At 41.6% G+C, this 19594-nt stretch carries 11 protein-coding genes and 1 pseudogene; 7 read left to right on the forward strand and 5 right to left on the reverse strand.

Going from position 1 to position 19594, the window contains the following annotated elements; all coding sequences use genetic code 11:
- Positions 1–9 precede the first annotated feature (9 nt).
- Positions 10–1107 carry a clostripain-related cysteine peptidase gene (locus tag NFR61_RS03545; RefSeq protein ID WP_251620683.1) on the forward strand — a complete coding sequence of 366 codons (1098 nt, stop codon included), beginning with the start codon at positions 10–12 and terminating at the stop codon, positions 1105–1107.
- Here the strand turns inward: NFR61_RS03545 and NFR61_RS03550 are convergent.
- A complete protein-coding gene (locus tag NFR61_RS03550) occupies positions 1097–1885 on the reverse strand; it encodes a C40 family peptidase (RefSeq protein WP_251620685.1) in 789 nt (262 codons plus the stop codon). The two genes, NFR61_RS03545 and NFR61_RS03550, sit on opposite strands and share 11 nt — an antisense overlap.
- Positions 1886–1996: 111 nt before the next feature.
- Positions 1997–2620 carry a WbqC family protein gene (locus NFR61_RS03555; protein ID WP_251620687.1) on the reverse strand — a complete coding sequence of 208 codons (624 nt, stop codon included), beginning with the start codon at positions 2618–2620 and terminating at the stop codon, positions 1997–1999.
- 346 nt (positions 2621–2966) lie between these two features.
- Here NFR61_RS03555 and NFR61_RS03560 point away from each other — a divergent pair, with 346 nt between their 5' ends.
- The 5 genes from NFR61_RS03560 (at position 2967) to glgP (ending at position 13995) form a co-directional block, all read left to right on the forward strand.
- A complete protein-coding gene (locus NFR61_RS03560) occupies positions 2967–4952 on the forward strand; it encodes an alpha amylase C-terminal domain-containing protein (protein WP_251620689.1) in 1986 nt (661 codons plus the stop codon).
- A 27-nt stretch (positions 4953–4979) separates the two neighbouring features.
- Positions 4980–6950 (forward strand): amylo-alpha-1,6-glucosidase, encoded by a 1971-nt coding sequence (locus tag NFR61_RS03565; RefSeq protein ID WP_251620691.1) that lies wholly within the window; start codon positions 4980–4982, stop codon positions 6948–6950.
- A gap of 30 nt (positions 6951–6980) precedes the next feature.
- Entirely contained in the window at positions 6981–8267 is a 1287-nt protein-coding gene (locus tag NFR61_RS03570) for a glycosyltransferase family 4 protein (protein WP_338150533.1), read from the forward strand.
- Between the two features lie 38 nt (positions 8268–8305).
- A complete protein-coding gene (locus NFR61_RS03575; RefSeq protein WP_251620693.1) occupies positions 8306–9613 on the forward strand; it encodes a glycoside hydrolase family 57 protein in 1308 nt (435 codons plus the stop codon).
- 137 nt (positions 9614–9750) lie between these two features.
- Positions 9751–13995 carry an alpha-glucan family phosphorylase gene (glgP, locus tag NFR61_RS03580; RefSeq protein ID WP_251620695.1) on the forward strand — a complete coding sequence of 1415 codons (4245 nt, stop codon included), beginning with the start codon at positions 9751–9753 and terminating at the stop codon, positions 13993–13995.
- 74 nt (positions 13996–14069) lie between these two features.
- Here the strand turns inward: glgP and NFR61_RS03585 are convergent, their stop codons facing one another.
- Positions 14070–14402, reverse strand: a complete 333-nt coding sequence (locus NFR61_RS03585) for a translation initiation factor (RefSeq protein WP_420910096.1) — start codon at positions 14400–14402, stop codon at positions 14070–14072.
- A gap of 118 nt (positions 14403–14520) precedes the next feature.
- Between NFR61_RS03585 and NFR61_RS11215 the strand changes: the two are divergent.
- Positions 14521–17005, forward strand: a pseudogene (locus NFR61_RS11215) (bifunctional dihydroorotate dehydrogenase B NAD binding subunit/NADPH-dependent glutamate synthase).
- Here NFR61_RS11215 and NFR61_RS03600 read toward each other — a convergent pair.
- The gene (locus NFR61_RS03600) at positions 17002–18189 is read right to left on the reverse strand and encodes an FprA family A-type flavoprotein (protein WP_251620697.1); all 1188 of its coding nucleotides are present in this window, start codon (positions 18187–18189) and stop codon (positions 17002–17004) included. The pseudogene NFR61_RS11215 and the gene NFR61_RS03600 sit on opposite strands and share 4 nt — an antisense overlap.
- 169 nt (positions 18190–18358) lie before the next feature.
- The gene (locus tag NFR61_RS03605) at positions 18359–19561 is read right to left on the reverse strand and encodes a C1 family peptidase (protein ID WP_251620699.1); all 1203 of its coding nucleotides are present in this window, start codon (positions 19559–19561) and stop codon (positions 18359–18361) included.
- Between the last annotated feature and the right edge of the window lie 33 nt (positions 19562–19594).

Raw genomic sequence — 19594 nt, forward strand, 5'->3', positions numbered from 1 at the left:
GATGAGATTATGCGTCTTTTTCTGTTTGTGTTATTGTTATTGCCGGTTTTTGTAGCTTGTAGTGATGATCCTTCAGAGCCACAAGAGGGTGTGGGGCGTACTGTCATTGTATATTTGGGCGTGGATAATAATTTTGCCGGTGAAGGCGCTGAAAAAATCAAGGTATTGACCGAGAACTGGAAGGGAAGTTATAATGGGAATCTGTTAGTATATGCTGATGCGGGGAGAGCGGTGTTGGTACATATTTATGAGAATAAGAGTGGTCGGAGGATGGCAGATACTATACAGGAATACGGCTCTGAAAATTCGGCAGATCCGGTTGTGTTAAAAAGAGTATTGTCTGAGGTGAAAGAGCAGTTTCCTGCCGATTCATATGGAATGATTGTGCTTTCGCATGGTTCCGGGTGGTTGCCCCAGGGGCAGTTGACGGCTCCGGCTTCTATTATTCAGGATCGTCGTAGCGAGATGGAATTGGGGGATTTTGTAGAGGCTATTCCGATGCCTTTGGACTTTATTATTTTTGATGCCTGTTTTATGGGGACGATAGAGGTTGCTTATGAGTTGAAAGAGAAGGTGAAATATGTGGTTGCTTCTCCGGCCGAAGTGTTGGCGCCGGGGTTTGTTTATGAGAATATAGTTGGGCATTTGATGAAGGATGAACCGGATTTAGTAGCTGTTGCGAAAGATTTTTATGAGTATTACGATGGATTGAGCGATTTTTGGAGGTCGGCTACCGTATCGGTTGTAAAGACGGAGGGCTTGGATGAGGTTGCTGCTTGTTTCAGGGAGATTGGAGATATGGAGGATGCGGAAGGGATGGATTTATCGCAGATACAGAATTATGGGTATGCTTCTCATATTTTATTTACAGATATAGGGGATTACGTTTCTCATTGGAGCCCGAAATGTTATGAGCAGTTTATGAAAAAGTTGAATGAGGCTGTTGTTTATAAAGCTCATACACCTGGGTATTATTCTTCAGGAAATATGGCTTATAATGCAATTAATGCATATAGCGGATTGGCGCTGTATGTTCCGCAAGTTTATTATCCATTTCTTAATGAGGAATTTCAAAAATTGAAATGGGTAAGGGCCATTAGTCGATAATCAGTCGTTTGATGACTTTGAGGTTGTGTGTATAACGTTTCAAGTCTTCGTTAAAAATGCCTTGGTGGTCTATTTTATCGATTCTAACTTTTCCGGAAGCGTGAATAATCCGGTTTTCCTGCCAGATGATGCCGACGTGTGTGATGGCTCCCAAGTCGTCTCCAAAAAAAGCTAAATCTCCGGGAAGAGCTTCTTCGACGAATGAAAAGTTTTGTCCGCAGAGTACCTGTTGTGAAGCGTCGCGAGGGATTTCCATACCGGCCATTCGATATACGATTTGAGTGAAGCCGGAGCAGTCGATACCGTATGGAGTCCGTCCTCCCCAAAGATAGGGCGTGTTGTGATACATGAGGGCGTATTCGATAATTAATTCCCGGAAACTGTCGATGCCGACATCTTTTAAACGGGTTACTAATGTGTATGTGTCGTTGCCGATAAGCATGGTGTTGTTGTCGGCGTTAAAAAAAGGTAGTACGCTTCCGGAAGTAATCAGATAGTTACCGTAGGCTCCTTCTTTGCGAACGATGTTAAATAGTTCGGTGGTCAGGACTGGAGTTTCTGCTTGATATTTTGCAGCGTATTCGTCCGTTACTTCCTGATACATTTTTTTATCAATCCATCCTTCGTATTGGTCGTGTAGTAATTTGATGTATACCCATTTGTCTGTTGTTTCCAAAATGGAAAAGAGTTCTCCGAACAGGACTTGGGAAACCATTTCGCTTCTTTCCGACTGCTCCTTCCGCATGGGGATAATGCTTAAATTGGCAATACCATACATAAGATGTTCTGTTTAGAATGATAAAACAGTAGTTATTTTGACAAAGATAATGTAAGTTGGATACAATGCCAAGTTTGTTTATATATAAAGTGATATAAAAGTAGTAATGGATTAAAGATACTCGGGGGCTTCCGGTCCCATGTTGAATAATAAATCTAAGATACTTAAGTTGGGTATAAAGGGGAATTTTTCTCCGAATGTCTGCGGGTAAGTTTGGAGTGCTTCAGGGAATACCGATGGTGATAATGCAGATTTTTTCGGATGAATGGTGTTTCTGTAGTCGATATAATTTTTGGTATTTTCCTGGATGTAATTTTCTGTCAGGCTTATATTAATATGTAATTTCAGTAATTCAGTTAGTGTATCAAGGATTTTTAGGTTTAAATCCAATAGATATTTTTCTTTGTTGTTAAAATAGGTTTTGAAATCTTCTTCGTAATAGTCATAAAAAGGAGAATTTCTGTAAGCTGACTCGATACCTTTGAAATGTAATTTTTGCCAAGGAGTTGAGTAATCGATTTCAGCATCTTTGGTGAAAAATTTGATTTGTCTGTTCTTTTTGATAGGAATAGTTAGGGATAATTTCCCGTTTGCAGACATGATTTCGCATCGGTTTCTGTAGGTTTGTTTCGGATAGTGCTCAAATTGCTCTATTAAAACGTTTGAATTGTGATTTAGCGCGTATATGTACCCGATGGGAGGGAAATAGGCTGTGCTTATTAAAAGAGTGTCCATTTTAAATAGTTTATGATAGCAAAATTATAAAATTACTTTTAAAAAGGAATAGAAGATTGTTTGGATGGCAATGTGTTGGTAATTAGTGTGTTGGTAAAATGTTTTCGTCGAATTATAAAAACAAAAACAGGAACTTCCAAAATAATTTACAGAAAAATTGTGAAATTTTATAATTATTATTTTTTTTATAATATAAAATTGATACCTTTAAAGATGAATTTTGGAGTGATTGAGGGACGGTATAATTTAGGCGCAGAAGGGGGTGTAACAGAGGGTGATTGCAAGGCGTATAATGTAGTTTAGGAAAATTGACAGATATAGATTTGGATAGGAAAGGGAGGTGGCTATGGAATTGAATTTGATACAGAAAGATCCATTGTTAGATGCGTTTCGCTATACAATAGAGCAACGTTATCGGAATTTTATTTTGAGGGAAGTCGGATTTACAGAGGAAAATAAGAGGTTGGCGGATGTTTTTAATTCGTATTTGTATTATGGAATGCACTATTCCAAGGAAAAATGGGTTTTTCGGGAATGGGCTCCTAATGCGACTGCAATTTATTTGATTGGAGATTTTTCCGGGTGGCGAAAGGAAGAGGGGTTTCGTTTGAAGAGTGTGGGGAATGGGAATTGGGAGTTGGTGGTGGCGTCAGAAAAAATAAGGCATGGTATGAAGTATCGCTTGTTGGTAGAATGGGAAGGTGGTTGTGGCGAACGACTTCCGAGTCATGCGAGACGGGTGATACAGAATGAAGAAACGAAGGCTTTTGATGCGGAAGTCTGGTTTCCGGAACAATATGTGTGGAAGCATAAGTGTCCTTCAAAGTTAAAGAATCCGTTAATATATGAAGCGCATGTAGGGATGAGTACGGAAGCGTGTCGGGTTTCTACTTTTGAGGAGTTTCGTACACAAGTATTGCCGCGTGTTGCGGACTTGGGATATAATGCGATTCAGTTGATGGGTATTCAAGAGCATCCTTATTATGGCTCTTTCGGCTATCAAGTGTCAAATTTTTTTGCTGTGAGTTCCAGATTCGGGACGCCGGAAGATTTGAAATGTTTGGTGGATGATGCCCATGGGCGAGGGATTGCTGTCGTGATGGATTTAGTACATTCGCATGCCGTAAAGAATGAACTTGAGGGATTGAGCCGTTTTGACGGGACGTATAATCAATATTTTTATCAGGGAGAGCGCGGTGAGCATAATTTGTGGAATTCAAGATGTTTTGATTACGGTAAAAATGAGGTCTTGAATTTTCTTTTATCTAATTGTAAGTATTGGCTAGAAGAGTTTCATTTTGACGGTTTCCGTTTTGATGGAATAACCAGTATGTTGTATTGGGATCACGGGCTTGGGCGTGATTTTACGGAATATAAGTTTTATTATGATGGGAATCAGGATGAAAATGCAATTATTTATTTGACGTTAGCCAATCGTTTGATTCATCAGATAAATAAAAATGCGATTACCATAGCAGAAGATATGAGCGGAATGCCGGGGCTTGCTGTGCCGATAGATGATGGAGGAATTGGTTTTGATTTTAGGTTGAGTATGGGAATTCCTGATTATTGGATAAAGTTGGTGAAAGAGAAGAAGGATGAGGAGTGGCATGTCGGGGATATGTTTTATGAATTGACTAATAAGCGGGAAGATGAGCATACTATTAGTTATGCGGAGAGTCATGATCAAGCGATGGTTGGAGACAAGACTTTGATATTTCGGATGGTAGATAAGGAAATGTATACTTCCATGAATGTGTTTGAACGGAATATGACAGTCGATCGTGGAATGGCTCTGCATAAGATGATTCGCCTTTTGACAATAATGACAGCGGGGGACGGGTATCTTAATTTTTTGGGTAATGAATGGGGACATCCCGAATGGATCGATTTTCCAAGAGAAGGGAATGGCTGGAGTTTTGAACATGCGCGGCGTTTATGGCATTTGGCAGAAGATACAAATTTGCGTTATCGTTATCTGAATGTGTTTGATAAGGATATGATTCATTTGGTGAAGTCGGAAAATATTTTTCAATTCCGTCCGGAGCCGATGGTAAGAGATAATGAACAGCAAGTGTTAATTTTTTCCAGAGGGGATTTGATATTGGCTTTTAATTTTAATCCTTTTAAATCTTTTTCTGATTATGCTTTTGGCGCAGCTCCCGGAAAATACAAGGAAGTATTGGGTACGGATGATAAAATATATGATGGGTTCGGACGTATGGATAAGTCTATAGAACATTTTACCTTATATGATGAAAAGACCGGAGATAATCGGATGAGTCTGTATCTGCCGGCACGTTCCGCTTTGGTCTTGAAATATGCAGATTGAATAAATTTATAGAAATTAATAATAAATATGGCTTATTTAAAGTTTAACAAAGATGAATTAGTGAATTTGGAGTATTCACTGAAACGTGAAATTTTAGCGACGAATAGAGCAGGAGGATATTTATCTTCTACTATTATTTGTTGTAATACACGAAAGTATCACGGATTATTGATTGTGCCGATTGAAGAATTTAATGGAGAACGGCATGTATTGTTATCTGCTCTTGATGAAACTGTTGTACAGCATGGCCAGGCATTTAATTTGGGTATTCATAAGTATCCGGGAAATTATGAGCCGCGGGGGCATAAGTATATTGTAGATTTTGAGTACGAACCGGTTTATACCTTGACTTATCGTGTCGGTGGGGTGGTTTTGAAGAAGGAGATTGTATTGGTGCATAATGAGGACCAGGTTGTAATTCGGTATACTTTGGTGGATGCTCATTCGGAGACGTTGTTGCGCTTGAAACCTTTCTTGGCTTATCGGAATGTGAATAGTCTTTGTAAGGCAAATATGATGGCTAATACAAAATATGAACCGATAGAGAATGGAATTCGCTCTAAATTGTATAATGGTTTTCCATTTTTAAATATGCAGTTGAGCAAGGCCAATGATTTTGTAGCAGTGCCGGATTGGTACAAGAATATCGAGTATATGGAAGAGGAAAGTCGGGGATATGATTTTCGGGAAGATTTGTTTGTTCCAGGGTATTTTGAAGTGCCGATTAAAAAGGGAGAGAGTATTATCTTTTCCGCTTCTACGACTCCCGCTGCTTCCGGACGTTTGAAAACGAAGTTTCAGAAATTAGTAGATGAACGCGGGCCTCGTAACAGTTTTGTGAATTGTTTGAAATATTCAGCTTCTCAATTTATTGTGAAAGAGGGGAAAGATTCTGAAGTAATTGCAGGGTATCCTTGGTTTGGAGCTTGGGGACGTGATACATTTATTGCTTTGCCAGGGGTAACACTTTCTGCTAATAATGATGTGAAGAGTTGTAAGGATGTATTGGATACGATGGTCCGTCAATTGAATAACGGCTTGTTCCCGAATGTGGGGAAAGGAAAGAATGCGGCATATAATTCCGTTGATGCCCCGATGTGGTTTTTCAAGGCTTTACAGGAGTATGGGGAAGCAGTTGGTGATGACGCATTGATTTGGAAGAGTTATGGCAGTAAGATGAAGTTGATATTAGCGGCTTATCGGAATGGTATTAATGCTTTTGTAAGAATGCATGATAACGGATTGATTTGGGCAGATGAGCCGGGGAAAGCACTTACTTGGATGGATGCTATTGTAAATGGTTGTCCGGTAACACCACGTGGAGGCTATCAGGTAGAAATAAATGCTTTGTGGTATAATGCCATTTGTTATAGTTTAAAGTTGGCACAGGCAGCAGGTGATACTAAGTTTGTGAAAGAATGGGAGGCAATGCCTGAGAGGATAAAGGATAATTTTGTTGATATTTTCTGGATTCGGGATAAGGAATATTTGGCAGATTATGTCGGACCGGAAGGACAAAATATTTTTGTTCGCCCCAATCAAATCATAGCTTGTTCTCTGGAGTATAGTCCATTGACAGATGAAATGAAAGGGAAAGTGTTGAGTGTTGTAAAGAGAGAATTATTAACTCCGAGAGGTTTACGAACGTTATCACCTAAAAATCCTTTATATAAGGGGCTTTACGGAGGAGATCAGGTTACTCGCGATGAAGCTTATCACCAAGGAACGGTATGGCCTTGGCTGACGGGACCTTATATTGAAGCTAATTTCCGTTTGTATGGTGCAGCTTTTGTTCCGAAGGCAAAAGAATTGGTTGCCGGGTTTGAAGAAGATATGACTTTGTATGGAGTATGTTCCATATCGGAAGTATATGATGGTAATCCGCCTTATCAGCCTAACGGTTGTATATCCCAGGCTTGGAGTGTCGGTGAAATTCTTAGAGCGCTTGCATTGACAGAAAAGTATGAAAATCTGGCTTCTCAGAAGAAAAAGAAATAAGGGTTGTAAATTATATTGAAATAAAATAATATGAAGACAAGAGTATTAATGTTCGGTTGGGAGTTTCCTCCCCATATTGCAGGAGGCTTGGGAACGGCTTGTCTTGGCTTAACAAAGGGGTTGGCCAAGCAGGGGGTGGAGGTCTTATTTGTGATGCCGAAAGCCAGTGGTGATGAAGATCAAAGTTCTGCCAAGATTATTAATGCGAGTGATGTTGAAGCGTTGTACAATCTTGCCGATATAGAGGAATATTGGAAGAATATCAATTTTATGGAAATAGGTTCCAATTTGATTCCTTATATGGATCCGGAGCAGTTCGAGCGGGAGGTGAGTGAGCAGAAAAAATACGGCACCCGTACAGAACGTATCGGTTTTAAGAATAAATATACGTTTTCCGGTAAGTATGGAGCAAACCTAATGGAAGAGGTGGCTCGTTATGCGATAGTTGCAGCAACGATAGCCCGTCAACAGAGTTTTGATGTTATTCATGCTCATGATTGGCTGACTTATGCTGCAGGAATTGCGGCAAAGAAAGCGACCGGTAAACCTTTAGTAATTCATGTACACGCAACAGAATTTGATAGAAGCGGGGAGAATGTAAACAGTTTGGTGTTTAATTTGGAACGCCAAGGAATGTTGGCTGCAGATAGGGTAATCACTGTAAGTAATTTGACCCGTAATATTGTGATTAATCGTTATGGTATAGATCCGGCTAAAGTTGTTACGGTTCACAATGCTGTAGATTTCCAGTCTTATTCCGAACTGAATGTGGAGCGGGGTGTGAAAGAGAAAGTAGTGACTTTCTTGGGACGAATTACTTATCAAAAAGGACCGGAATATTTTATCGAAGCCGCGAATAAGGTACTGAAAGCCTATCCAAATGTTCGTTTTGTAATGGCAGGTAGTGGTGATTTGATGAACCGTTCAATTCGTCGGGTTGCCCGTTTGAAAATAGCTACTCGTTTCCATTTTACGGGTTTTTTACGGGGACAAGATGTACAGAGAATGTTTGCACATAGTGATGTTTATGTGATGCCCTCTGTATCAGAACCATTCGGTATTTCCCCTTTGGAGGCTATGCGTTCGGGTGTGCCGACGATTATTTCTAAGCAATCAGGAGTCGCAGAAGTATTGAAGCATGCCATAAAAGTTGATTTTTGGGATGTGGATGCTTTGGCCGATTCGATTTACGGACTATTGAAGTATCCGGCATTGTCAGAAATGGCAGGTCGTTGTGGGTTGGATGAGGTAAATACCTTGAAATGGGAGAATGCCGCCTATAAACTGAAAAAAATATATGAAGAAGTGAAAAGATAGAGGGGTAAATAAAAGAAATAACAATAAAAAGATATATTATGGATAAGAAAACCTTATGTTTATATTTTCAGGTTCATCAACCGGTACGCCTCAGAAAATATCACTTTTTTGACTTGGGTAAAAGTCATGATTATTATGATGAGTTTGCTAATCGAACCATTACACAAAAAGTTGCCCGTCGCTGTTATTTACCGGCAAATCAATTGATGTTGGATTTGATAAAGAAATATGGGAAAAATTTTAAAGTAAGTTTCTCCATTTCAGGATTGGCAATAGAGCAATTTGAAAAGTATGCGCCGGAAGTTATAGAAAGTTTTAAAGCTTTGGCAAAGACTGGTTGTGTAGAATTCTTAGCAGAAACTTATTCACATTCTTTGGCATCATTAGTGGATGAAAAAGAATTTGATTTGCAGGTGAAACAGCATGCCGCTTTGATTAAAAAGCTGTTCGGGTATACACCTGTTACATTTAGAAACACAGAGCTGGTTTATTCAGACAAAATAGGTGAAATGGTAGCTCGTATGGGGTATAAGACGATGCTGACAGAGGGAGCGAAGCATGTATTGGGATGGAAGAGCCCTGATTTTGTTTATACAAACGCTTTAAATCCGAAATTAAAATTATTGCTGAAAAATTTCCGTTTGAGTGATGATATTGCTTTCCGTTTTTCCGATAAATCATGGGAAGGATGGCCGTTGACAGCTGAAAAATATGCTAATTGGTTGGCAGAGACAGTGAAGAATGAAGATATTATCAATCTGTTTATGGACTATGAGACTTTCGGTGAACATCAGGATTTTTCTACCGGAATTTTTTCTTTCATCGCTAATTTACCACAGCAGGTATTTGCAACGTCAGCTTTTGAATTTCTGACTCCTTCCGAGGCTACGGCAAAACATCAGCCGGTAGCTCCGTTGAATGTGCCTTACGCTATTTCCTGGGCAGATGAAGAGCGCGATTTGACGGCATGGTTAGGAAATGAATTGCAGTTGGAAGCTTTTGAAGAATTATATAAAGTAAGAGATAAAGTAAAAACAATAAATGATCCGGCATTAAACTACGATTATTGTTGTTTGCAGGCAAGTGACCATTTCTACTATATGTGTACAAAACTGTTTTCGGATGGGGCTGTTCATAAATATTTCACACCTTATGATTCTCCTTACGAAGCATTTATAAATTATATGAATGTATTGAGTGATTTTATTGCCCGTGTAGATGAAAAATATGCAGGGAAATCCAAAGTCACTAAAAAAGTGGAGAAAACAACTCAAGTAAAAGCAAGTGCAACAAAAGAAGAAAAAGTAAGTGTGAAAACAACAACTTCTCGGACTAAGAAAAAATAATTGTTTGATAAATGAGTTTTTAGAGTAGGATTTATAAAGTTTGGATTGTTTTTTAATGGTAAACTTAATGAATCCTACTTTTTTCTGTGATTTTTTTCTTATCTTTGCACACCTATATATTTAAATATTAAAATTTTATGGATAATAATAAAATGAAAAATCCCGCTTATTTATTTGAGGTTAGTTGGGAAGTCTGTAATAAAGTCGGTGGGATACATACAGTTATTTCGACAAAGGCATTAAATATGGTAAAAGAATATAGCAATAGCCATATTCTTATAGGGCCGGATGTATGGAGATATACGGAGCGAAATCCGGAATTTATTGATGATCCCCGTTTGTTCAAATCGTGGCGGATGAGAGCTGCACAAGAAGGTTTGCGCATCAAAGTCGGTCGTTGGAACGTTGCCGGACAGCCTATAGTCATACTTGTCGATTTTACGACTTTTATAGCACAAAAAGATGCCATTTTCGCTTCTTTTTGGGAAAAATATAAATTGGATTCTATTGGAGGACAGTGGGATTATGTAGAACCGGCGTTGTTTGGTTATGCATCCGGTAAAGTAATTGAAAGCTTTGTGCGTTTTAATACAACATTGCGTCAGAAAATCATAGCACAATTTCACGAATGGATGACCGGTACCGGATTGCTATATTTAAAACACGCTATGCCGCAAGTAGGTTGTGTATTTACGACTCATGCAACCGTATTAGGACGTTGTGTTGCCGGGAATAACTTGCCGCTTTACAGTGAGATGAAAAACTATGCCCCGGAAGAGCTTGCCCGTCGTTTTAACGTCGTATCAAAACAATCTTTGGAAAAAACAGCAGCATGTAATGCAGATTGTTTTACCACAGTGAGTGAAATTACAGCGACCGAATGTGCTCATTTCTTGGACAAAGAAGTGGATTTAGTCACACCAAACGGTTTTGAGCCGGTATTTACACCTAAAGAGGAACAGTTTGAAGCAAAACGTTTGGCAGGACGGGAAAAGTTTATGCAAGTAGCTCAAGCCTTATTGGGGCGTCCGGTAGATCAAGATGCTTTTATTGTTGGTATTAGCGGACGGTATGAATTCAAAAATAAAGGAATAGATGTATTTGTTGAAGCTTTAGGGCGTTTGAATAGGGCGAGTGGACTCAAAAAAGAAGTATTAGCCTTTATTCTTGTACCGGCAGGACAAAATGGTCCTAATAGTGAATTGGTACATAATCTGAACACTCCGAATCAGCCGACAACAGTTAGCAACAGCTATGTGACTCACAATTTATCCGATGTGGCACACGATCCGGTAATGAATAGTATTCGGGTACAAGAATTGGGTAATAGTGAGCAAGATCGTGTAAAAGTATTCTTTGTACCTTCTTATTTGAATGGAGACGATGGCGTTTTCAACATGCCTTACTACGATTTATTAATAGGTATGGACTTGACAATCTTCCCGTCTTACTATGAACCGTGGGGATACACACCGTTGGAAAGTTTGGCATTCAAAGTACCGACCATTACCACTACATTGGCAGGTTTTAGTGTATGGGTAAAGGAACATTACAATATGGAGCATCCGGGCATTGAAGTAATTCGGCGTGAAGATGGCAACGGAGATTACGTCATTAATTCAATCGTAGACCGGATTAAATATACCATGGAATTAAGCGGTACTGAGATGGTTAAAAACAAAGAAAATGCGAAAGACGTTTCTCGCATAGCTCTTTGGGACAACCTTCTGATATATTACAAAAAAGCTTATGAATTGGCATTAAATCGGGTTAATGACAGATTAAAAGACATATCTACAACAATCCGCGAACAAGATACCTATATTGAAAAACAATTATCTGTAAATAATCCTCATTGGATTAGCGTCATGATACATCGCTCCATTCCGGAGAAATTGAGCGGATTGGAAGAACTATCCAAGAATCTTTGGTGGTGTTGGAATGATGAAGCCAGAGAATTATTCCGGAGCATTGATATTGAACAATGGCGTGCATGCGGACACAACCCGATAGCTTTGCTTGATAAAATCTCTTTGAATCGTTATAAAGAATTGGAGAATGATGCTGCCTTTGTAAGTAAATTGGAAGCCGTATACAACCGCTTCAAAGAATATATGGCAGGAAAAGATAAAATGAGTGGAGCTGGAGTTGCTTATTTTAGTATGGAATACGGCTTGCATACATCTTTGAAGATATATTCCGGTGGACTGGGAATCTTGGCAGGGGACTATCTGAAAGAGGCCAGTGACAAAGGTACCAAAATAACGGCAGTCGGTCTGTTGTACCGTTACGGTTACTTCACACAGAAATTATCGGCAATGGGAGACCAGGAAGCTGAATACGAAGCACAAGACTTCATGAAAATTGCCGTAACTCCTGTACGTGATGAACAAGGAAACTGGCAGACCATCAGTTTAGTATTCCCAGGACGAAACGTATATGCCCGAATCTGGAGAGTTGATGTCGGTCGTATTGAACTTTATTTATTGGATACCGATTTTGAAGATAACTTACAAGAAGACCGTTCCATTACCCATCATCTTTACGGAGGAGATTGGGAAAACCGCTTGAAACAAGAATTACTTTTGGGATGTGGAGGTATACAGGCTCTGAGAAAATTAGGTATCGAAGCAGCCACCTATCATTGCAATGAAGGACACGCTGCATTCACGGGACTTGAGCGTTTGAAAGAATACATACAGGACGAACATCTAACCTTTGCAGAAGCATTGGAAGTTGTACGTTCCTCTTCTCTTTTCACGACCCATACGCCGGTACCTGCAGGACACGACGCATTCTCCGAAAATATGTTGCGTACATATATCGCTCATTATGCTGACCGGTTGAAGATTTCTTGGGAAAAACTTTTGGGATTAGGTAAAATAAACGTAGGTGACCCGAATGAGAAATTCTCCATGAGTTTCTTAGCTGCGAACTTGGCACAAGAAGTAAACGGAGTAAGTTGGTTGCATGGAGAAGTAAGCCGTGATATATTCAAAGGATTATGGCCGGGTTATCTTCCGGAAGAGTTACATATCAGTTACGTGACCAATGGTGTACATTATCCGACTTGGACGGCTCCGGAATGGAAAAAAGTAGAAGCTGCTATCTTCGGAAACGCTTTCCAATCCCATCATTACGATAAGAAATGCTTTGAAGAAATATACAAAGTACCTGACGAGACGGTATTTGAAATCCGCAACACCCTGCGTAAGCGTTTGATAGACCATATCAAAAAGATGCTGACCAGTGGCGTAGCTGCTTCTTATTTCACACCTCGGCAGGTTATTGAAATTCATGACACCTTGCGGGATGACATTTTGACCATTGGGTTTGCCCGTCGTTTTGCCACATACAAACGCGCACATCTGCTATTCCGCAACTTAGACCGTCTGGATGAAATCGTAAACAATCCAAAACATCCCGTACAGTTCATCTTTGCAGGAAAAGCCCATCCGGCAGATCGTGCAGGACAAGATTTAATCAAACGCATCGTTGAAGTATCCAAAGATCCTCGGTTCATTGGAAAAATCCTCTTCTTGCCGAACTACGACATGGATTTAGCGAAAAACTTAGTACGGGGCGTAGACGTATGGATGAATACACCGACCCGTCCGCAAGAGGCTTCCGGTACCAGTGGTGAAAAGGCTGCCATGAACGGCGTAATGCACTTCAGTGTATTGGATGGTTGGTGGGTAGAAGGCTATCGGCCGGATTCCGGATGGATGCTACCGATGGAGCGCACCTATGAAAATCAGTCTTATCAGGACGAACTGGACTCTGAAATGATTTACAACATCATTGACGATGACATTGCGCCCTTGTTCTATGACAAGAACGAAGCGGGTATCTCTCCGAAGTGGATAGGGTACATTAAAAATACCATAGCCAAAGTAGCTTCCAACTTCACAACAAACCGTATGTTGGAAGACTATGAGAACCAATATTACATTCCGATGGCAAAACGTTATCAAGGCATGATAGCAAACAACTATGCAGAAGCAACGGAAATTGCGGAATGGAAGAAAAAAGTAAGCCGTGAATGGGATAACATTGAGGTCGCAAACATACAGTTACCCAACCGCTCCAAACAGATTATCTCTTTAGGTAAATCTTATTGGGCAGAGGTAACATTGGAAATCGGCGATCTTTCCATAGAAGATGTCGGTGTAGAATTAGTAGCAGCGGAACAGCGTAACGGTAAGCTGGTAATTCGTGAGAAACATGACTTTGTCGCAGTTTCTCAGCAGGACTGCAAAGCAACCTATCGTCTGGATGTAACAGCCGATGCTCCGGGATTATTGAACTTAGCCATCCGGATTTATCCGAAAAACGCTTTGTTGCCTCACCGTCAGGATTTCGCACTGGTGAAATGGTTATAATAGAGAAGTTACACACTTCAACGAGAAAGGCTGCCATTCGGCAGCCTTTCTTCATATAGTTTATATTCCTTTATTTATTTAGCCCGGTATTTATTTGCTTGCAAAATAGCCAAGACCTTATCTTTAAACGCCCCTTGTATAATAATCTGTCCATCTTTCACGGAACCACCCACTCCGCACTTACTCTTAAGCAACTTTGCCAGCTCCTTCAAATCCTCTTCCGTTCCGACAAAACCGTCCACAAGAGTCACCGTCTTGCCTGCCCGTTGTTTGGAATCAAGCGTCACACGTAAAGACTGTTGCTCTGGAGGCAGCGTAGCTTGTGTCTCTTCCTCCTCGTACTCATAATTAAAATCTGGATTTGTCGAATAAACGACATTAATTCTTCCTTTTTTATCACTCATCATTTAATAACATTGGTTTCGCTGCAAATGTAAAATTTTTTAATCAAATCTTCTCTAAAGAATTGCAAGGAACGAAATACAGAGTATTTTTGTGTGTCGATTTGAAAATCAGCATCGGATAATGAATAAGATATTAAGCAAGACACACTTTTCTGAAAAAGTTGTGCAGTTGGAAGTTGAAGCACCCTTAATTGCCAAAGCGCGAAAACCGGGAAACTTCGTCATCGTGCGGGTAGGGGAACGGGGAGAAAGAATGCCTCTAACTATATCGGCAGCAGATATAGAGAGGGGTTCCATAACTCTCGTAGTACAGAAAATGGGAGTATCTTCCACTAAATTGTGTAATCTGAATGTCGGAGACTTTATAACCGATGTAGTCGGACCGTTGGGAAAACCTACACACATAGAGCAGGTCGGAACCGTATTGGCTTGTGGAGGTGGAGTCGGAGTTGCCCCCCTGCTACCCATTGTACAGGGTTTCAAAGAAGCCGGCAATCGGGTCATATCCGTATTAGCTGCCCGCAACAAGGAATTGGTCATACTTGAAGACAAAATCCGGCAATACTCCGATGAAGTAATCGTCATGACCGATGACGGAAGTTACGGTAGGAAAGGACTTGTTACCGAAGGTATGGAAGAAATCATCAAACGTGAAAAAATCGATATGGCAGTCACCATAGGGCCGGCCATCATGATGAAATTCTGTGCCTTATTGACGAGAAAATATGAAATATCCACTATAGCCAGCCTCAACGCTATCATGGTAGACGGCACGGGTATGTGTGGTGCGTGTCGGGTCACTGTCGGAGGGAAAACCAAATTTACCTGTATAGACGGACCGGAATTTGATGCACACCAAATAGACTTTGACGAAATGATGCTGCGGCTGGGAGGATATAAAAGCATCGAAACGGAAAGAATGAAAAATGCCACCCTCTAATCCGGTGAGACAATGAACAAAATGTGGGCAATAAGTCTGATAATAATAGGGCTGGCAACACTTAGCCTGTCAGTGGCCAGACATCTTGATATAGAACTTAGCGATACGGTGAAGAGAACTATCTGCATCATAGAGCTGATAGCTCTTCCCGTCTTGGCGTATTCGACAGTAAAGAAAATAAAGACAAAGGGCAAATAACGCAATAATGGAAGCAAGTGACAGAAATACAGAATGGAGAAAACAACTTCGGCAAGCGTTGAATGCAAAGGAGAGAACCGAAATTGAACGTGTAAAAATGCCGGAATTGCCTCCAAAAGAAAGAATAAAAAGCCAGCGTTTGGAAGTAAATACCGGCTTGACACCGGAAATGGCTCAACGGGAGGCAAAACGGTGTATGGACTGTGCAACCCCGACCTGTATGGAAGGGTGTCCGGTAGGAATAAACATTCCGGGGTTCATTAAGCAAATTGAGATCGGTGAGTTCAAGGGAGCGGCGGATATCTTAAAACAGACAAGTGCATTGCCTGCGGTATGCGGGAGGGTATGCCCGCAGGAAAAACAATGCGAGTCAAAATGTTTTTATCTGCAAAAATTAAAAAAAGCTCCTGTTGCTATTGGTTACTTAGAGCGTTTTGCATCTGATTATGCTTGGGAATCGGAGCGAACCAGTAAACCGAAAATAGAGAACTCCCTTGGGGGTATTGCTGTAGTGGGCTCCGGACCTTCCGGATTATCTTTTGCCGGTGACATGGCAAAAAAAGGATATGACGTAACCGTCTTTGAAGCATTGCATGAAATAGGCGGTGTATTAAAATACGGTATTCCGGAATTTCGTCTTCCGAACCGGATTGTAGACAAAGAAATCGAAAGTCTGCGAAAACTGGGCGTGAAATTTGAAACCAACTTTATAGTCGGAATGACCAAGAGCATTGAGGAACTGAAAGCGGAAGGCTTTCGGGCCTTCTATATCGCCTCTGGAGCGGGACTGCCTCGGTTCATGAACATTCCCGGCGAAAACCTGAACGGAGTCCTCTCTTCCAACGAATACCTGACCCGTGTCAATCTCATGGGAGCTGACGGAGCCGATTCCGATACACCCGTATTTTGCGGGAAAAATGTCGTCGTAGTCGGCGGGGGCAATACGGCTATGGACTCCGTGCGTACGGCTCGCCGGTTGGGGGCGGAGCGGGCGATGATAGTATACCGCCGTAGCGAAGCGGAAATGCCCGCACGGCTGGAAGAAGTAAAACACGCTAAAGAAGAAGGATGTGAATTCATCACCTTGGCGAATCCGGTTGAATACATCGCTGACGAACAAGGACGGGTAAAACAGGTGAAACTACAGAAAATGGAATTAGGCGAACCGGATGCCAGCGGGCGCAGAAGTCCCGTACCTGTGGCAGGGGCGGAATACTTAATAGATGCCGACGTCGTCATCGTCGCAGTAGGTGTTTCGCCTAATCCTATAATTCCGCATTCCGTTGCCGGACTGGAAGTATCCAAAAAAGGCACCATCGTCGTAGACGAAAAGACCATGCAATCCAATCTGCCCGAATTATATGCGGGTGGGGACATCGTGCGGGGAGGTGCCACCGTCATACTCGCGATGGGGGATGGACGCCGTGCCGCTGAATACATGCACCGGCAATTACAGCAGCAAACTTAAAGTAACTTAGCCGCCATAGCGTACGCAATATTACGGCAATTCTCCTCGTCAGAGGGGGAAAGGGCTCCCGTCGCTTCAGCATGGGGGCTGACCACTTCCCATTTGATTTTCTCTGCAAACTGGTTAAAGCGGGGAACGGCACCGCCTGCCCACGTCTTATTGGCAAAGAAACCAACAACGTGATTCTTGACACCCATATTCTCCAATTCACTCAACAAAGTTTCCATCGTCGGGAAAATACCGCCATTATAAGCGCAACTACCCAAGATAACCCCCTTGTATCGGAAAATATCATTGATAATATAAGACGGATGCGTCTTCGACGTATCGTGAATCCGGATTTTGCGGACCCCTTTTTTCGTCAGATAACGGGCAATGCAGTCCGCCATACGCTCCGTGTGGCCGTACATCGAGCTGAAAGCAATCACTACGCCGGGTTCCGTCTCATATTTACTCCATTTGTCATACTTCGCGATAATATCCTTGATGTGTGAGCGCCAAATTGGACCGTGCGTAGCACAAATCGTCTCCACTGGCAGTGCGCCCAGCTTCTTCAAAGCCGTTTGGGCGGGAACACCGTATTTTCCGACAATATTGGAATAATAGCGGCTGATATCTTCCTCTAAATATTCCAAATCAACCTGGTCGTCAAAAATACCGCCGTCCAGCGTACCGAATGCACCGAAAATATCGCCGCTGAACAGAACTTTGTCTTCGGGGACATAAGTAACCATCGTCTCCGGCCAATGCAGCATCGGCGCCATGTAAAACTGCAACTCCCGTTTCCCCAAAGAAAGCTTGTTTCCTTCCTTCACTTCCAACAAATGAGTGTGAATGCCATAGTAATTTTGAAGCATCGGGAACGTCTTGGCATTTCCGATAATGGTTATGTCAGGATAGTGGCACAACAGAGCTTTGATAGCCCCCGAATGGTCGGGCTCCATATGATTGATGACAAGGTAATCGACTTTCTTGCCTTGCAGAATATTTTCCAGATTTTCTATGTAATCTTCCATACGGCTTCTTTCCACCGTATCAATAACCGCTACTTTTTCATCTACGATGAGATAGGAGTTGTAAGCGACGCCTTTGGGTAACGGCCAGTAATTCTCAAACAAATGCGTTCTCCGGTCATTTACGCCAATCCAAAATATGTTTTCTTTGATTTCAATAGCTTGGTTCATGGTCATTTGTTTTTAATTTTTGAGTGCTGCAAATATAGAAAAGTAGATTTTTTTAAACAATTTCTTGCCGCAATTTGCAGCAGGAAGAAAATGAAAAGAGTTGAAAAGAGTCACAATCTTTTCAACTCTTCCTGTTAAAGTAGTTGGCTATTTTCGGACGTTTCTGCTTTTATTTTATGCCGAGTTTATCTTTCAGAGTTTGCGGAAGCGCGTCTTTGTGAATCATGACGGTTGTTGTCTTATAAGCTACGAAAGGATAGGAGGCATACAAGTAACCGTGGTACTTGTTGTAGTCACCCCAAGAGTTTTTCACTATGAAGTATTTGTTTCCGTTTTGGTCTACGGCTTTTCCAACAACGTGCATGCCGTGGTCGTCGGTAGTTTCGTAGTTATCGAATGCTTCTTGGCGCATTTCCTGAGTGATTTCTTTTTGTGCTATGGGCTTTTCAGCGAGTTTGGCTTGTTTGTCCGTTTTATTCATTTTTACCCATTTGGCAATTTCTGCGTCTTTGGTCTCTACGTTCTCGATGTCGGGAACGACAGCGATGCCTTCGCGCAGGAAGCCAATTTCAGAGACGTCGGAACCCCATGCGAAGGTGTATCCGTTGTCGATGGCTTTGTCAAGAATGTCCATGAGTTCGTCTAACGGCAGGTTGTAACTCATTTCACCAATCCAATTGTCCGGTATTTCCAAAGCGAATTGGGTGTAGAATGGGTGATGGGTGAAAGAAGTAAGGCTCACATAGTCGTTCATGTTGAGGCCGGTAGCTTCTTTGTAGAAGGACATGGGGGTGTATTCTTTTCCTTTGTAAGTGAATTTTTCGGGTTTTTCTCCGAGGTATGCGTCAAGTACGGCATCGTATCCTTTTCTCCAGGCGGTGCTGACTTTGCGGTTCGGGTTTTTTACGATGACGTCTACGTATGCTTTGAGTACGCCGTCTAGTTCTCCGTGTGCGTGTACTTTTTCTCCGTAGTTAAGTCCGCTGTATGTTTCCAGCGGTACGATTCCGTAGTTCTGGATTGCCCAGGTAACATCAGCGGATGCACCGCCTTGTCCGAAGTTGAGTTGCCCGTGCATGCGGACGTATTTGTCTGCTTTTCCGTCGTAGGTGTTCCAAACGACGTACATGGGTGACAGGCTGACGGAGTCTTTGCCGAGACGCATGATTTCCGATTCGAGGAAAGAGATGGTTGACCATGACCAGCAGGTACCGGCTCTGTCTTGGGATTTGACGGAAGTGGCAGGAAGGCGTTTCAGTTCGGTAAATACGTATTTTTCCTTTTCTTCTTCTTTTTTCTTTTTGCTTTCGGCCGTAGCGATGGTTGCTCCGATGAGCAGCAGGCCGAGTGTTAAGAGTGCGGTTCTTTTCATGTTTTTTATTTTTGGTTAAAAATGAATTTGCGT

This window comes from Odoribacter lunatus (genome assembly GCF_943193135.1).
In the GTDB taxonomy this organism is placed as follows: Bacteria; Bacteroidota; Bacteroidia; order Bacteroidales; family Marinifilaceae; genus Culturomica; species Culturomica lunata.

What these genes read in the sequence shown, in the direction of transcription:
- NFR61_RS03560 (WP_251620689.1), top strand. Translation starts at nt 2,967, where the DNA reads ATGGAATTGAATTTGATACAGAAAGATCCATTGTTAGATGCGTTTCGC.
- NFR61_RS03550 (WP_251620685.1), bottom strand. Translation starts at nt 1,885, where the DNA reads ATGTATGGTATTGCCAATTTAAGCATTATCCCCATGCGGAAGGAGCAG.
- NFR61_RS03570 (WP_338150533.1), top strand. Translation starts at nt 6,981, where the DNA reads ATGAAGACAAGAGTATTAATGTTCGGTTGGGAGTTTCCTCCCCATATT.
- NFR61_RS03545 (WP_251620683.1), top strand. Translation starts at nt 10, where the DNA reads ATGCGTCTTTTTCTGTTTGTGTTATTGTTATTGCCGGTTTTTGTAGCT.
- NFR61_RS03585 (WP_420910096.1), bottom strand. Translation starts at nt 14,402, where the DNA reads ATGATGAGTGATAAAAAAGGAAGAATTAATGTCGTTTATTCGACAAAT.
- NFR61_RS03555 (WP_251620687.1), bottom strand. Translation starts at nt 2,620, where the DNA reads ATGGACACTCTTTTAATAAGCACAGCCTATTTCCCTCCCATCGGGTAC.
- glgP (WP_251620695.1), top strand. Translation starts at nt 9,751, where the DNA reads ATGGATAATAATAAAATGAAAAATCCCGCTTATTTATTTGAGGTTAGT.
- NFR61_RS03600 (WP_251620697.1), bottom strand. Translation starts at nt 18,189, where the DNA reads ATGAACCAAGCTATTGAAATCAAAGAAAACATATTTTGGATTGGCGTA.
- NFR61_RS03575 (WP_251620693.1), top strand. Translation starts at nt 8,306, where the DNA reads ATGGATAAGAAAACCTTATGTTTATATTTTCAGGTTCATCAACCGGTA.
- NFR61_RS03565 (WP_251620691.1), top strand. Translation starts at nt 4,980, where the DNA reads ATGGCTTATTTAAAGTTTAACAAAGATGAATTAGTGAATTTGGAGTAT.
- NFR61_RS03605 (WP_251620699.1), bottom strand. Translation starts at nt 19,561, where the DNA reads ATGAAAAGAACCGCACTCTTAACACTCGGCCTGCTGCTCATCGGAGCA.